Source organism: Undibacterium umbellatum, assembly GCF_014284125.1.
Classification (GTDB): Bacteria; Pseudomonadota; Gammaproteobacteria; order Burkholderiales; family Burkholderiaceae_D; genus Undibacterium; species Undibacterium umbellatum.
In genome coordinates, this window is the sequence record NZ_JACOFX010000001.1 from 339976 (window position 1) to 356101 (window position 16126).

General features: G+C 49.9%; 15 protein-coding genes. 11 read left to right on the plus strand and 4 right to left on the minus strand.

What is annotated here, in order from left to right; genetic code table 11:
- Positions 1-3: 3 nt before the first annotated feature.
- Positions 4-2310 carry an FdhF/YdeP family oxidoreductase gene (locus H8L47_RS01645; protein ID WP_186951497.1) on the minus strand — a complete coding sequence of 769 codons (2307 nt, stop codon included), beginning with the start codon at positions 2308-2310 and terminating at the stop codon, positions 4-6.
- 135 nt (positions 2311-2445) lie between these two features.
- Positions 2446-3018 carry a helix-turn-helix domain-containing protein gene (locus H8L47_RS01650; protein ID WP_186951498.1) on the minus strand — a complete coding sequence of 191 codons (573 nt, stop codon included), beginning with the start codon at positions 3016-3018 and terminating at the stop codon, positions 2446-2448.
- Between the two features lie 212 nt (positions 3019-3230).
- Between H8L47_RS01650 and kbl the strand changes: the two genes are divergently transcribed.
- From kbl to H8L47_RS01665, 3 genes are read left to right on the plus strand one after another with little or no spacing between them, the layout of a single operon-like run.
- Positions 3231-4436, plus strand: coding sequence for a glycine C-acetyltransferase (gene kbl, locus H8L47_RS01655; protein ID WP_186951499.1), 1206 nt, complete (start codon positions 3231-3233; stop codon positions 4434-4436).
- A gap of 9 nt (positions 4437-4445) precedes the next feature.
- Positions 4446-5426: an NAD-dependent epimerase/dehydratase family protein gene (locus H8L47_RS01660; protein WP_186951500.1), complete on the plus strand. Its 981-nt coding sequence runs from the start codon at positions 4446-4448 to the stop codon at positions 5424-5426.
- A gap of 33 nt (positions 5427-5459) precedes the next feature.
- Positions 5460-6842 carry an L-serine ammonia-lyase gene (locus tag H8L47_RS01665; protein WP_186951501.1) on the plus strand — a complete coding sequence of 461 codons (1383 nt, stop codon included), beginning with the start codon at positions 5460-5462 and terminating at the stop codon, positions 6840-6842.
- A gap of 56 nt (positions 6843-6898) precedes the next feature.
- Here the strand turns inward: H8L47_RS01665 and H8L47_RS01670 are convergent, their stop codons facing one another.
- Complete coding sequence (locus H8L47_RS01670) at positions 6899-8980, minus strand: S9 family peptidase (protein ID WP_186951502.1); 2082 nt, start codon at positions 8978-8980, stop codon at positions 6899-6901.
- Positions 8981-9206: 226 nt separating this feature from the next.
- On the opposite strand from H8L47_RS01670, the gene H8L47_RS01675 reads away from it, so the two are divergent.
- On the plus strand, positions 9207-9521 hold the full coding sequence (locus H8L47_RS01675) for a hypothetical protein (RefSeq protein ID WP_186951503.1): 315 nt from the start codon (positions 9207-9209) through the stop codon (positions 9519-9521).
- A gap of 129 nt (positions 9522-9650) precedes the next feature.
- Positions 9651-9989, plus strand: coding sequence for a hypothetical protein (locus H8L47_RS01680; RefSeq protein WP_186951504.1), 339 nt, complete (start codon positions 9651-9653; stop codon positions 9987-9989).
- Positions 9990-10038: 49 nt separating this feature from the next.
- Here the strand turns inward: H8L47_RS01680 and H8L47_RS01685 are convergent, their stop codons facing one another.
- Positions 10039-10485 carry an Lrp/AsnC family transcriptional regulator gene (locus tag H8L47_RS01685; RefSeq protein WP_186951505.1) on the minus strand — a complete coding sequence of 149 codons (447 nt, stop codon included), beginning with the start codon at positions 10483-10485 and terminating at the stop codon, positions 10039-10041.
- A gap of 152 nt (positions 10486-10637) precedes the next feature.
- Between H8L47_RS01685 and H8L47_RS01690 the strand changes: the two genes are divergently transcribed.
- From H8L47_RS01690 to iscU, 6 genes are all read left to right on the plus strand, one after another.
- Positions 10638-11729 carry a saccharopine dehydrogenase family protein gene (locus H8L47_RS01690; RefSeq protein ID WP_186951506.1) on the plus strand — a complete coding sequence of 364 codons (1092 nt, stop codon included), beginning with the start codon at positions 10638-10640 and terminating at the stop codon, positions 11727-11729.
- A 141-nt stretch (positions 11730-11870) separates the two neighbouring features.
- A complete protein-coding gene (amaB, locus tag H8L47_RS01695; RefSeq protein ID WP_186951507.1) occupies positions 11871-13382 on the plus strand; it encodes an L-piperidine-6-carboxylate dehydrogenase in 1512 nt (503 codons plus the stop codon).
- A 157-nt stretch (positions 13383-13539) separates the two neighbouring features.
- Positions 13540-13800, plus strand: coding sequence for a helix-hairpin-helix domain-containing protein (locus tag H8L47_RS01700; protein ID WP_222616367.1), 261 nt, complete (start codon positions 13540-13542; stop codon positions 13798-13800).
- Positions 13801-13903: 103 nt separating this feature from the next.
- Positions 13904-14386, plus strand: a complete 483-nt coding sequence (gene iscR, locus H8L47_RS01705) for a Fe-S cluster assembly transcriptional regulator IscR (RefSeq protein WP_162041504.1) — start codon at positions 13904-13906, stop codon at positions 14384-14386.
- Between the two features lie 16 nt (positions 14387-14402).
- Entirely contained in the window at positions 14403-15656 is a 1254-nt protein-coding gene (locus tag H8L47_RS01710) for an IscS subfamily cysteine desulfurase (RefSeq protein ID WP_186951508.1), read from the plus strand.
- A gap of 55 nt (positions 15657-15711) precedes the next feature.
- A complete protein-coding gene (iscU, locus tag H8L47_RS01715; RefSeq protein WP_186951509.1) occupies positions 15712-16107 on the plus strand; it encodes a Fe-S cluster assembly scaffold IscU in 396 nt (131 codons plus the stop codon).
- The last annotated feature ends 19 nt before the right edge of the window (positions 16108-16126 follow it).

The window sequence follows — 16126 nt, forward strand, 5'->3', positions numbered from 1 at the left end:
GCATTAAACCTGGGCGTGATGGGTATGGATGATCACGGGTATTGATTTCGAGGTAGGCGTGCGTGCGTGATCAGCAAAGCTGGACAAGGGCACCAGGCCATTTGTTTCCGGGAAATAAGCAGCCAGGCAGCCTTGAGGAATATTATATTCAACCAGCATGAAGCGTTTTGCCTGACGTTTGACGCCGTCATCGCACAGGCTTTCCATATCTATCCAGTCGCCTGCTTGCATGTTGAGTGCCTTGATATCATCTTTATTGATGAACAAAACGCGGCGCTCACCAAATACACCGCGATACCTGTCATTCATGCCATAGATGGTGGTATTGAATTGATCGTGCGAACGCATGGTCGCCAGATTGAAGACCGGTGATTGTCTTTTCCTGCGCGCCTGATGTATCGGTAAATCAATAGGTACGGCATGGGTATTGAAATTGGCCTTACCTGTTGCTGTCATCCATACACGCTCAGATGCGGTATTGCGCAAATGGAAGCCACCAGGCACGTTGACACGCTCGTTGAAATTGGCAAAGTCATCAAACACGGCAGCTATTTTATTGCGTATGCGGCTATAGTCAGCCTGCAACCAGGCCCACTGGGTCTTGCTGCGACCTTTGAGTGTAGCCTGTGCCAGACGGGCAACTACTGCCACTTCAGACAACAAGTCTGCCGATGCGGGAGGATTAATGCCGGATGACAGATGCACCATGCTCATGGAGTCTTCAACAGTCACGGTTTGCGGACCGGTTTCCTGGATATCGATTTCAGTACGTCCCAGGCACGGCAGGATGATTGCACTCTGCCCGCAGATCAAATGGCTGCGATTGAGCTTGGTTGTTACATGCACGGTCAATGCGCAGTTTTTCAAGGCTTTATGCGTCACTTCAGTATCCGGGGTGGCCGTGGCGAAATTGCCGCCCATGCCAAAAAATACCTTGCCACCTTCGTTGAGCATGGCCTCAATTGCTCCGACAGTATCGTAACCGTGTTTTTGCGGTGGCTGAAAATCAAATACCTGGCCCAAGCGCTCAAGGAAAGCTGCCTTTGGTTTTTCTACAATACCCATAGTACGGTCACCCTGGACATTACTATGTCCACGCACAGGGCAAGGCCCGGCACCAGGGCGGCCTATATTGCCGCGCAAGAGCAGGAGATTGACGATCATCTGTATGGTAGCCACAGAATGCTTGTGCTGCGTGATGCCCATGCCCCAGCAGGCGATGACCTTGCCAGCGCCTATGTAGGTATCTGCTGCGCGTTGTATCTGCGCCCTGTCCAGTCCGGATTCCCTGACGATGACCTCCCAAGGTTCTGCCATTGCTTCTGCAGCAAATTGCTCAAAATTGGCGGTATGTTCGGCGATGAAATCCACATCGATAATTCTATGCCGCCCTTCAGCTTGCGCCAATTGATCGGCTTCCAGCACACATTTGATCATGCCTTTGACTGTCGCCAGATCACCACCGATTTTCAATTGGAAATAGTCAGACGAAATGGTGGAAGCCTGATCGGTCAACATATCGATTGCATTTTGCGGGTTCTGGAATTTTTCCAAGCCACGCTCACGCAAGGGATTGAAAGAGACGATGGCGGAACCACGCTTGGATGCTGCACGCAACTCACCGAGCATGCGCGGATGATTGGTGCCGGGGTTCTGTCCAAAAATCAATATCGCATCGGCCTGCTGGAAATCTGACAGCAATACCGTACCCTTGCCTACCCCGATAGCTTCGCGCATAGCAAAGCCTGAAGGCTCGTGACACATATTCGAACAATCAGGGAAATTATTAGTGCCAAATTCACGTACAAACAATTGATACAGGAAAGCCGCTTCATTACTGGTGCGGCCCGAAGTATAAAAAATCGCATCGTCAGGACTAGGCAAGGCATTGAGATGCGTAGCAATAGTCTCAAAAGCCTGATCCCAATCAATTACCTGATACCGGTCGCTGGCACGGTCATATAGCATGGGATGAGTAAGGCGCCCCTGGGATTCCAGCCAATAATCGGATTTTTCAAATAACTCAGTGACAGTAAGGCTGGAGATCACTTCTGGTGTGGCGCGTCGCGCTGTTGATTCGGCAGCAACTGCCTTGGCACCATTTTCACAAAACTCAAAGGTAGAGGTGTGATCTGCATCTGGCCAGGCACAACCTGGACAATCAAAACCATCTGGCTGGTTGGCAGACAGCAGAGTCATAGCCCCCTTCTTGGGGATGCCCTGTTCAAATATCTGTTGAGCTACACTTTTTAACGCTCCCCAGCCGCCTGCCGGCCTGTCATACACTTGAATTGTCTTATTCTTGCTCATACCTGCTTTTATCTCCATACAACACATACCCTATGCCACAAGAATAATTGCAGCCAGGCAGCAAAATATGATGTAGCAAACAAGTTTACAGTGTAGATCTTACCAGAATCCGCAATATGGCATTCTGATTGGCACTTAACGATGGATGACGACCAGCAGGGCTTTAGCTTCGGTTTTACCCAAATTACGGATAGCATGATTTTTATCTGCGTCATAGCGCGCCGTTGCACCCAGTTTGAGCTTCTTGCGTGCGCCCTCCACTTCAATTTCGACGCTGCCATTCAACAAAGTCAGATGCTCTGATGCGCCAGGGTCGTGTGAGTTTGACACTAATGCACCACCGGGTGCCAGGGTCAGTTCATACCATTCATATTTACCCGCCAGCTCCATCGGGCCCAGTATGCGCAGCACGTAGCCAGCATGCTCACCTGGCAGTGTCGGCGTTTCGTGCGCTTCCAATACACGAATGGGATCAAGTTTGGGTGACTCAGATGACAATAGTTCCGCAATGCTGACACCCAAAGCATTTGCCAATCTCCATGCAACAGCTATAGTGGGATTAGCCTTTTCCCTTTCTATCTGCGACAACATGGACTTCGACACTCCCGCTGTACGCGACAAATCTTCCAGCGTCAAACCACGCTCCAGACGCATTTTTTGCAAAGTCGCGCCCACTTCTGGCGGGGTATTGGGTAAAACTTTTTTCATAGAGACTCTTGCATCAGTAAAAAAGCTAGCTTAATATTCGATATATCGAACTTTAGTTCTAGATATTGAATTATTTAAATATTTTAGGAATTTCCAACAATAGTGTAACAGTGCCTTTGATCTGCAGACATGAAATTGCCAGTCTTTCATCAATAAAGCTGGTAAACAAAGATCAAATATACACAGCAACACACCAGATACACGGGGACACCATGAGTCAGACCACTTCCAGAACAAACTTCATCCAAGGCTTGGCCAGCAATCTGAACAATTTGCGTGAACAAGGCCTTTACAAACCAGAGCGCGTGATTGCTTCCCGCCAGGGTTCTGAAGTCACTTGTGATGATGGCCGCAAGCTGATTAACTTATGCGCCAACAATTATCTGGGTTTGTCTGGTGATGAATCCATGGTACAGGCATCCATAGCAGCTACTGAGCAATATGGTTATGGCCTGTCCTCCGTGCGCTTTATTTGCGGTACGCAAACTGTACACAAACAACTGGAAACAGCCTTGTCAGCTTTCCTTGGCACGGAAGACTGCATCCTTTACGCAGCCGCATTTGATGCCAATGGGGGTGTATTTGAACCCTTGTTCGATGAAAATGATGCCATCATCTCCGATGCACTGAACCACGCATCCATCATTGACGGCATACGCCTGTGCAAGGCCGCCCGCTTCCGTTATGCCCATAATGATATGGCTGACCTGGAAAAACAATTAATAACTGCTGCCGATAAGCGTCACCGCATCATCGTGACTGATGGCGTTTTCTCCATGGATGGCACAATTGCCCAACTCGACAAGATTTGTGACCTGGCTGACAAATATGATGCGCTGGTCATGATTGATGAATGCCATGCATCCGGCTTCATGGGCGCGACTGGTCGTGGTACACATGAACATCATAATGTCCTGGGTCGCATAGATATTATTACTGGCACGTTAGGTAAAGCACTGGGTGGTGCCATGGGTGGCTTTACGGCTGCACGTAAGGAAGTCATCGACACCCTGCGCCAAAAATCCCGCCCATACCTGTTCTCCAACACCCTGGCACCGTCGATAGCCGGTGCGTCCCTGTCTGTTCTGGAGCGCTTGTCCAACTCGACTGAATTGCGTGACCGCCTGCATGCCAATACTGCACACTTCCGTCGTGAAATCGAAGCACTGGGCTTTACCATCAAACCAGGCACACATCCTGTCGTCCCCGTCATGCTGTTCGATGCACCGGTTGCGCAAAAATTTGCTGCGCGCCTGTATGAACTGGGTGTCCTGGTGACTGGTTTCTTCTATCCGGTCGTTCCCATGGGACAAGCCCGCGTGCGTGTACAGCTGTCTGCCGCCCATACTACAGAACAATTGAATACTGCCCTGACTGCGTTTGCTCAGGCAGGTCGCGAATTAAACATCATTAAGTAAGGGATATCCATGGAACGTATTTTAGTGATAGGCGCCAACGGCCAGATCGGCAGTGAGTTGGTGGAAGCATTAGCAAACCAGCATGGGGCAGACAATGTAGTCGCTGCCGACATTAGGCCTGAAAGCCTGTATGGCGCTAAAATCTATGAAGTCATTGATGTCCTGAACCCTGAGAGTCTGGCGCAAGTCGTGGCTCAATACGACATCACCCAGGTCTATCAACTGGCAGCAATGCTGTCGGCGACGGGTGAACAAGCCCCCCTGAAAGCCTGGACGCTGAACATGGATGGCCTGCTCAATATCCTTGAACTGGCACGCACACGCAACGAAGCTGGCAAGCCATTGAAAGTATTCTGGCCTTCCTCCATCGCTGCATTCGGCCCAAACACGCCGCCGATCAATACACCACAATACGCGGTAATGGACCCCAGTACAATCTACGGCATCAGCAAACTGGCTGGCGAACGACTGTGCGAATATTATTTCCAAAAATACAGTGTCGATGTACGCAGCATACGTTACCCAGGCATCATCAGCTACAAATCTCCTCCAGGCGGTGGCACTACCGACTATGCGATAGCCATATTTCATTCAGCTCTGCGAGGCGAAATTTATGAATGTTTCCTTGAGTCAGAAACCAGCTTGCCGATGATCTACATGCCGGATGCTATACGCGCCACCATCTCCCTGATGGATGCGCCAGCCGCCAAACTTTCTATACGTTCTTCTTACAATGTAGCAGGTTTAAGCTTTAATCCACGGGAATTAGCGTTTGCAATCAAACAAAATTTGCCTGCATTTGACATACACTACGCGCCTGACAGCCGTCAGGCAATCGCCGCTTCCTGGCCACAAAGCCTGGATGACAACGTAGCGACAACTGACTGGGGCTGGCAAGCACAAGTAGGCCTGCAACAACTGGTGGAAGACATGTTGAAAAATATTCGTGTCGATCAAACGGCGTTGAAGGAGTTGGATCAGGCCGCATAAATAATTAACAGAGACAAGTAAAGAGGTGAATTGATGGACATGCGTGTATTCGAATTATTTAAAATAGGCGTAGGCCCATCGAGTTCCCATACGGTCGGCCCCATGCTGGCTGCCCGCAGATTTTTGCTTGAATCTGCAGATTTGTATAAGGTGTCCAAAGTACAGGTCGCCTTATACGGCTCCCTCGCTCTGACTGGCCATGGCCATGCAACCGACAAGGCAGTTTTACTGGGCTTGATGGGCGAGACGCCGCAAGACCTCGTTCCTGAAAGCGTGGATGAAAAACTGGCCGCCCTGGCCAGTTCAGGCAAAATGAATTTGCTGGGTGAATACTCTGTCAAGTTTGATGTTGCCGCAGATATACTCTGGTTCAAGCAAGAAGTATTGCCTGGCCACCCAAATGGCATGAAATTCATACTGACTCGTAATGATGGCAGCAGTTTTGAAAAAATATACTACTCCACAGGCGGCGGTTTTATCTATTCATCAGAAGAACTGGCGAATCCTGACTCTGACGACAGCGGCGAATGGAAACCCCTGCCCTACCCATTTGGAACCATGGCCGAATTGCTGGCCCATGGCAAACGCACAGGTTTGTCCATCACAGACATGATGCGCGCCAATGAAAATGTCTACTGTAGCGACGAAGAACTCGATGCTGGCCTGGATAGAATCTGGTCAGTCATGAAAGGCTGTATCTCGCGCGGTCTGCAAACGTCTGGCGAACTGCCAGGTGGATTGCATGTCAAACGACGCGCTGCCAAATTATGGCGCGCTGCCAATGAAACAGCTGACGTATTGCCACATGATGGCCTGCACCGTGTCAGTCTGTATGCCATGGCAGTCAATGAAGAAAATGCAGCTGGCGGCCGTGTAGTTACTGCGCCAACCAATGGTGCTGCCGGCATTATCCCGGCTGTGTTGCGCTACTACGCAGAAGACTGTAAACCCAGCCACCCAGAGCAAGGCATACGCAATTTCATGTTGGCAGCGTCCGCCATAGGCATGCTGTGCAAAAAGAATGCCTCGATTTCCGGCGCTGAAATCGGCTGCCAGGGCGAAGTCGGTGTGGCCTGTGCCATGGCAGCTGCTGGATTGACCGCCGCCCTTGGCGGCACTAATGAGCAAATTGAATCAGCCGCAGAAATCGGCATAGAACACCATTTGGGTATGACTTGTGACCCTATCGGCGGTCTGGTGCAAATTCCCTGCATAGAACGCAATGGCATGGGAGCAGTCAAGGCGATTACAGCTGCGTCATTATCCCTGCGCAGTGATGGCACGCATCATGTCAGTCTGGACGACGTAATAGAAACCATGCGTGCGACGGGTTTTGACATGCAGGCAAAATACAAGGAGACTTCCCTGGGCGGCCTGGCTGTACACGTGGTCACGGTTAACTACGCTGCCTGCTAATCCGAATACCCGGGCAACTGGATAAAAAATGGCCGCTCTCTCACAGCGGCCATTTTTTATTTAAGCACAAATCCTTTGTGCCCTGTCTGCCAAAGCAAGAAGGCCCAATTATCTGCAAGCTCACTAAGCGCATCATATTTCCAGCTACCAGCAAAGTCGGTACGAAATAATGCCGGTCTGGATTTTTCTTCATTTACTGCTTGCAAACGCGCACTGAACTTGCCACTCATCCAGATTGGTGTATCGGCCAGACCAAAACGGGCCGATATCAGGGTTGCGGGATAACTCCGTCCAGCACTCAAGCTGGCATACGGACTCAGGTTACCCCCGGTAACATTACTCTTGCCGCCTGCATTCGACTTTTGGTTTTTGCCCGCAGTCACAGCTTCAGAGAGCACTGCCGCACTTTGCATGGCAACAAACAATTCAGGCCGCTGGCTAATGGCTTGCGCTAACCATCGCTTGCCTGGCGTTGTTTCTTGCGCGACCAGTTTCTTAGGGCTGGTATAACCTTCGGCAATCAAGTAGTCAGCAGCTGCAATAACCTCATCCAAGCCTTCATTTGGATTTTTTTGCTTGGCATTTTCATTTGCCGGAATATGAACAATAGCCATCAGGGCATCCTGTTCCAGCCATGCCAGTCGCAAGGCGTCGAACCTGGCCAACTTCGACAAACCAGTACCCGTATCCACCGTCAACAAGCCAGGACGCTTACCATCCAGTTCCATGCCCTCGGAATATAGTAGTGTCAAGGCAATTTTCTTGTTGCTGCCAGGCCTGGAAATACTCAGGTTCTTGCTGACGAAACGATGAAAACCAACTTGCGGCGCACGGAACACCTCTACATTCCTGACTTGACCACCAGCCAATGCACGGTAAGCTAAAGGCGCGGCATTTGCGGCCTCCAGAACAAAGAGCACCCCTTCACTATCGGCATCGGCACTCAAGTCACTGATACGTCCGGAACGCGGCAAACTCAGGTCCTCCTGCTTACTGCCATCAAGCTCCACCTTCATGAGCTTGCTATACCCGGCTTCAACGGCATGAATATACAAGGCATTCCGGGCAACCGCCACATCCAGCAATTCATCACTGCTGGCGGGCAAGACTTCCTTGGCAGCGCTGATTTGCGGTGTCTTTAAATCCAGTTTAAGTATAGCCCCTGTATTCTTCTTTTTTGTTGATAACAGATAGAGTTGTTCACCAGCCAGCCATGCATTCCTTACTTTATCTGCTGGCGCTGCAATGCGCTGCCAGGGAGACGCTGCTCCATTTAGCTGATCCTGCTTGATGACGTACAGGCTGCGTTCTTGGTTATGCCCGTGCTGAACAGCTGCCAGCAGGTAGGGCGAGTTGGCTCTGGTCCTGATCGACACGATATCACTGACAGCAAATCGTCTGCTCTTGTTAACGCCTGGACCAATGACGGGAACATCAGTTTCCAGTTTACTGCCAAGTAAGTGCTGCCAGATAGCGCCACGGTCGGCACCTGGTTTTGTTGCGGACTTACGGTAATAAATCGCTGTGGAATCAGCATTCCAGGCAACATCCTTGATGTCTGCAGCTATCATTTCCAGATTATCTTTGAGCATGCTGGCATCGCCAGTCTTGATAATACGCAGGCTTTGGCGCTGTCCAGGGGGGGTAATTATCGTCACGGCAACATGGCTGCCATCCACAGATGGCGTGAACAGACCTATGCTTTGCCCAATCTCGGTCAGCAGGAGCAAGCGCTCAGCATTGGTAGCGGCATTGCGCATGAAAAGCTGCTGCCTGTTATCCGCAGTTATGCGCACAAAAAACTGCATGCCCCGCACTTCCAGCAAACTGCCGGCACCAAATTCTGTGCTTTGCAAGACTTTGAGGCGCTTCAGTAAAGCGTCCCGACCACTGATGTTTGCCAATGCCGCATTGGCAAAGTCAGTTTGCTTTTTCATCCAGGCCCGAACCTGGGCGTCACTTAGCGATTCCAGAAAGCGATGTCGGTCGTCAGCTTGCTCAGCCTGCCCTGAGGCACTAGGCTTGGGCAATGCGGGGTAATTTCCCCATGGCTGCAATTGTGCTAGTGCCAGCACTGGCCAAAATGTCAGCAGCACAGCAAGCTGTTTGATCTGTTGAATGTATCGACTTCCCGACATGCAGACTCCCAAGTCTTAATGTTTTAACAGGCACCTAGTATCTCTCAATGCGGCACCAATTGGCAAAAAGCATCTGGTTTTTCATGGGAAGGGGCGCCGCTCATGTTTCAATATTTGAATTTCGCCCCCCGGTTTCTGCATTTCATCGCAAACGCATGGCAGTCACAAGGTAACTTGCTTAAAGTGCTTACATCGAAAGACCACACGAAGAACCAGAGAGAAAATAATGAATATCGTCAAGAAAACTAATTTAACACTCTTAACCATTTGCGTATTTGCTGCTACCATAGTATCGGTGACTACATATATTAATAAACTTGCTGCAAAAGCAAATATTTCCACAGTCACAATAACAGCACAGAGACTGACAGAACAACAAAAGATAGCTTTTGATATCGAACAGGCTGGTAACACGATGCAAACTGTCTTCATTGCGGCGAAACGTCTCAGCCCTGAGGAAAAGCTCGCTCTTGATCAGCAAGACAGGCAGACTCAACAGGCAAAGGTACCTGTACAGAGAAGGCCTCAATTGCTTGTTTAGCATCTACTATCCAAAGATTTGTATTAAAAATAGCAAAAAACACACCCACGGTTTACTGAAACATTAACTGTGATAGTTGTGGCGAAATTGGTTTTGACACCCGCAGCACTTATTAATTTGCAGGCAATCATGTTAAAAAAATCTATTTTCTTGTGCGTGCTGTCTTCCACTTTGCTGGTAGGCATAGCTTTTTCACAAGATTTTATCTTTGCACCTTCCATTCCGATCCAGAACGAAGATCAGGGCAAGACAACGGAAGTGATGCAAGAAGCGCCTGCACAAACATCGGCAGCCCCTGCGCCTCTGCAACTGGATAGAAGCGGAATTGACCGCGCATCCGTGCACTTGCAAGTATTGCAGCAATCGAATCAACGTTTTACTGACAATTCACAAGCAGTACCTGCTGCAGTTAAAAAGACAACTTCAGAAGATAAAAAATCACAAGCCAAGTCGGCCAGCAGCACCTAATTTTTTCAGTCCATCCCGGATACGACACTATCTGGGTCACGGTGCATCACTATAGCGCTCCACGGTCTATCCTTTTACTCAATATCACTGAAGTTGAAGTCTGCCTGACACCATCCAGCGCCCCTATCTGATCCAGCAATTTGTCCAATGTATCCGTATTGCCGCACCGCAGTGTCAGCATATAGTCGATAGCACCGCTGACTGCACATAGCGTTTCGGTCTCCGGTAACTGCTGCAGATACTTGATCAAGCCAGCAGCATAACGTGCTTCCACTGACAAACCCACATAAGCCCTGACAGCGGGCTGCACCAACTTCTGATTCAGCTTTAGGCCGTAACCTGCTATGACTCCACGCTTCTCTAGTGCAGATATACGGGCGATCACGGTAGTTCTCGCTATACCCACCAATTTGGCAATACTTGTCACTGGCAGGCGGGCATTATCCATCAACAAAGCCAGGATTTTGTCGTCTATCTCATCAAGATCAGGTTTCATATCGTCATTTTGTTTGATTATCTAGACATTTTATCTCGCAAATACACAATATGACGATAACTTTGCTGCTATTAACTGACAAAACTAAGGCCTAGACTTCAGTATCAATCTTACACTTCCATTCACAACACAACTATATCCTGGAGACAAACATGACAACCAAACTAATACTTCTGGGCGCAGGCAAAATTGGTGATGCGATTCTGAATTTGCTGTCCCACACTGGCGATTACGAAATCACAGTGGCAGACCGTGACCCGGAACGTCTGAAATATGTACAGCAAGCTGGCTTCCCGAATACCCGCATCGTCCAGGCTGATCTGGGTGATAAAGCGGCAGTCACAGAGTTAATACGCGGACATAAGGTCACCATGTCTGCCTGCCCTTACTTTTTGACACCCATCATCGCTGGCGCAGCACGTGAAGCTAATTCCCATTATTTTGATTTGACTGAAGACGTGGAAAGCACACGTATTGTCAAACAACTGGCGGAAGGTGCTGATTGCGCCTTCGTACCACAATGCGGCCTGGCACCAGGTTTTATCTCTATCGTGGCCAATGATGTTGCCAAGCGTTTTGAAACCCTGCGCGATGTCAGCATGCGTGTCGGCGCCCTGCCTACCTTCCCGAATAATGCGTTGAAATACAATCTAACCTGGAGCACTGACGGCCTGATCAATGAATACTGCAATCCTTGCGAAGCGATTGTTGATGGTCAATTGCGCGAAACCGCAGCCCTGGAAGAAATCGAGCATTTCTCCCTGGATGGCATAGACTACGAAGCCTTCAACACTTCTGGTGGCCTCGGCACTTTGTGCGAAAGCCTGGAAGGCAAGGTACAAAACCTGAATTACAAGACTGTGCGCTATCCTGGTCACCGCGATATCGTCAAAGTATTGATACGCGACCTGCAATTGGGCAAACTGGAGCGCCGTCCAATTTTGAAAGAAGTCATGGAAACCGCTATTCCCATGACCAAACAGGACGTGGTGCTGGTGTTTGTCAGTGTTGTTGGTATGCGCGATGGCCGCCTGGAACAAGAATCCTACGCGAAGAAAATCTATGCACAAAAAGTCAACGGCCAATTGCTGTCAGCCATACAGTTGACAACTGCCTCCGGCATTTGCGCTATGGTTGACCTGGTAGTTACAGGTAAATTGCCACAGCACGGTCTGGTGCGTCAGGAGCAAGCTGTCCTGGCTGATTTCCTGGCCAACCGATTTGGTCAATATTACGCAGCGTAATCAGCCAACATTGCTGTTCTGGGCACAAGATCGCTGCCAGAGCTACAATATGGCCACTGGCATTTAGCCTATCTAATAACTAATAAAGGCAGACTTTCCAAAAGAAAGTCTGCCTTTTAAAAACCTGACGAGGCAAACAAGATGGAAAACACCACTTTGCAAGCGATCCTGAAAGAGCTTGATATCAATTTAAGCGATTATCAGGGTAGCGACATTCACAGTATCTCCCCTATAGACGGCAAAAATCTGGCCAGCCTGCGCGCTGACACTGCGGCAGAGGTCAAACAACGCGTAGACCGTGCCCATGCCGCATTTTTACAATGGCGCAACGTCCCGGCGCCGCGTCGCGGTGAGTTGGTGCGCCTGTTTGGGGAAGAATTGCGCACTCACAAACTGGCCCTGGGTCAGTTGGTGACACTGGAAGCTGGCAAAATCCTACAAGAAGGCCTGGGCGAAGTACAAGAAATGATCGATATCTGCGATTTCGCAGTTGGTCTGTCACGGCAGTTGTATGGTCTAACGATAGCTTCAGAGCGTCCTGGCCATCGCATGATGGAACAATGGCATCCGATAGGCGTAGTGGGTGTCATTTCTGCCTTCAATTTCCCGGTCGCAGTCTGGGCATGGAATGCCGCACTGGCTTTTGTTTGCGGCAATAGTGTGACCTGGAAGCCGTCAGAAAAAACCCCACTGACAGCGATCGCTACCCACGCCCTGTTCATGAAGGCAGTTGCCCGCTTTGGCAGCGATGCCCCGGCAGGTCTGGCAGAACTGATCATTGGTGGACGCGATACTGGCGCGCAAATGGTCGAAGACAAGCGCATCGCCCTGGTCAGCGCCACAGGCAGCACCCGCATGGGCCGCCAGGTTGCTGAAGTCTGCGCCAAGCGTTTGACTCGTACCATCCTTGAACTGGGCGGTAATAACGCCATGATCGTGGCTCCAAGTGCAGATCTGGAAATGGCCGTCCGCGCCATCACCTTCTCTGCAGTTGGCACTGCTGGTCAACGCTGCACTACCCTGCGCCGCCTGTTCGTCCATGACAGTATTTATGACACACTGGTGCCGCGCCTGAAGAAAATCTATGCAGGCCTGCCAGTCGGCAATCCTCTGAAAAAGACCACCCTGGTCGGCCCATTGATTGATGCTGCCTCTTTCGATGCCATGCAAAGCGCGTTGGCAATTGCCAAATCCGAACAAGGTCAAGTGTTTGGCGGCGAACGCACCGTAGTTGAGGGCAACGAAGATGGCTTTTACGTCAGTCCGGCACTGGTAGAAATGCCAAGCCAGACTGCGTCCATGCACCATGAAACCTTTGCGCCCATCATGTACATAGTACGTTACAGCGATTTGCAGCAAGCTATCAGATTGAATAATGAAGTGCCGCAAGGCCTGTCATCTTCAATATTCACAACCGACCTGCGTGAAGCCGAGACCTTTGTCTCTGCTGCTGGCAGTGACTGTGGTATCGCCAACGTCAACATTGGACCTTCCGGCGCAGAAATTGGCGGCGCGTTTGGTGGCGAAAAAGAAACTGGTGGCGGCCGTGAATCTGGTTCTGACGCATGGAAAGCCTATATGCGTCGCACTACTAACACCTTCAATTACAGCAATTCCTTGCCACTGGCGCAAGGCATCAGCTTTGATATTTGATCGAGATCAAATATATTAGCTTCAAAAGACCGCCAAATGGCGGTCTTTAACTTTATACCGCCAAGATTTCATCATACAATTTCTTACTCAGAACTCGCTTGTAAGGAGCAGCAAAAAAATTTATGAAAAAGCACTTACTTGCACTGACATCAAGCACTTGGAACAGTTACCAAATGTCGGCAAGGCTACAGTTGCCGACTTGCATCTACTAAGCATTACTGAGCCACAGCAGTTAAAAGGACGCAATCCCTACCAGATGTACGACGAGCTATGTGCCCTGACCAAAGTCAGGCATGACCCATGTGTCTACGATGTTTTCATTTCCATAGTAAAATTCATGAATGGCGAACCACCTCAGACTTGGTGGCATTACACAGCAGAACGCAAAGCTCACCTGGCATCGCCCTCCTCACTATAAGTCTATTCCTGACAAAATTACTCAAGTTTGCTATACTTGACTAAAATGCTCAACAACTCAGGGCATTCAGCTTTTCGTGCGTGGAGTATCCCCGGAGTAATATATGCGACTGACCACCAAAGGACGTTTTGCCGTGACGGCAATGATAGACCTGGCCCTGCGCCAGGATAAGGGACCCGTGACCCTGGCTGGCATCAGCCAGCGTCAGGATATATCCCTGTCCTATCTTGAACAGTTATTCGGGAAATTGCGCCGCCATGAAATCGTTGAATCCGTCCGAGGACCAGGCGGCGGATATAATCTTGCCCGCAAGGCGCAGAATGTCACCGTTGCCGATATTATCATTGCAGTTGACGAGCCTCTTGATGCAACGCAATGCGGTGGCAAAGGCAATTGTCATGGCAGCGACCATGAAAATGGCCTGCACTGCATGACGCACGACCTGTGGGCGACGCTGAACGCCAAAATGGTCGATTACCTGGATTCCGTTTCACTTCAGGACCTGGTCAATCAGCAAAGACAGAAAGCATCAGAAAACCATGTAGTCGTCATGCACCATACGCATGTCAATCACATTGCCTCTTGAATATTTGGAGTTTTGAATGAACGCCCCTTTGGAACAAAGCCTGCTCGACACCTTGAAGTCACCACACTTCCCTATTTATATGGATTATTCGGCGACGACGCCGGTTGACCCCCGTGTTGCCGATAAAATGATTCCCTTCCTGCGCGCGCAGTATGGCAATCCGGCTTCACGTAGCCATATGTACGGCTGGGATGCTGAAAAAGCAGTTGAAGATGCACGTGCGCAAGTGGCTGATCTTGTCAATGCTGATCCGCGTGAAATCATCTGGACTTCTGGCGCGACAGAAAGCAATAACCTGGCGCTGAAGGGTGCTGCAAACTTTTACAAGGCCAAAGGCAAGCACATCATCACGGTAAAAACCGAGCACAAAGCGGTGCTGGACACCGTGCGTGAACTGGAACGCCAGGGCTTTGAAGCAACCTATCTTCAACCAGGCGACAACGGCCTGATCACGATAGAACAATTAAAAGAAGCCATACGTCCGGACACCATTCTCGTGTCCGTCATGTGGGTCAATAATGAGATAGGCGTCATTCAGCCTATCGCTGAAATTGGTGAATTGTGCCGTGAAAAAGGCATCGTATTCCATTCCGATGCAGCGCAGGCGACTGGCAAGGTGCATATCGATCTGGAAAATACCAAGGTTGACCTAGTGTCTTTCTCTGCTCACAAATCTTATGGCCCGAAAGGCATAGGCGCGCTTTACATTCGCCGCAAGCCACGCGTGCGCCTCGAAGCACAGATGCACGGTGGCGGTCACGAACGTGGTTTCCGCTCAGGCACACTGGCACCGCATCAAATTGCTGGTATGGGCGAAGCCTTCCGCATCGCAAAAGAGGAAATGGAAAGCGAGCTGGCACATGTACGCTCCATGCGTGACCGCCTGGCAAAAGGCTTGCAAGAAATTGAAGAAACTTATGTCAATGGCGACATGGAACACCGTGTGCCGCACAACCTGAATGTCAGTTTCAACTATGTTGAAGGTGAATCCCTGATCATGGCAATCAAGGATATTGCGGTATCGTCCGGATCTGCATGTACCTCAGCCAGTCTGGAACCGTCATACGTTCTGCGCGCACTGGGCCGCAGCGACGAACTGGCGCATAGCTCGATACGCTTTACTATCGGTCGCTTTACGACAGAAGAAGATATCGACTTTACGATAGACCTGCTGAAGACCAAGGTTGCCAAGTTACGTGAATTGTCACCCCTCTGGGATATGTACAAGGACGGTATTGATATCTCCACTATCCAGTGGGCTGCGCATTAATTCATATTCATGGCGCATTTGAAAAACGCATTTAAGAAAATCAAGGAGCATCAAAATGGCTTACTCTGAAAAAGTGTTGGATCACTATGAAAATCCACGTAATGTCGGCGCCTTTGAAAAAGGCGATGACACTGTAGGTACCGGCATGGTCGGTGCACCTGCTTGCGGCGACGTCATGAAATTGCAAATCAAGGTCGGCGCTGATGGCGTCATCCAGGATGCCAAATTCAAAACTTATGGTTGTGGCTCTGCGATTGCGTCTTCTTCCCTGGTCACTGAATGGGTCAAGGGCAAGACATTGGACCAAGCCTTGGAGATCAAGAACACGGCAATTGCTGAAGAATTGGCACTGCCGCCGGTCAAGATTCACTGCTCTATTTTGGCGGAAGATGCGATCAAAGCTGCTGTGCTGGATTACAAGAACAAGCACAGCGCTGAACAAAGCGCCTGAAATTAGTTTCAAGATTCGT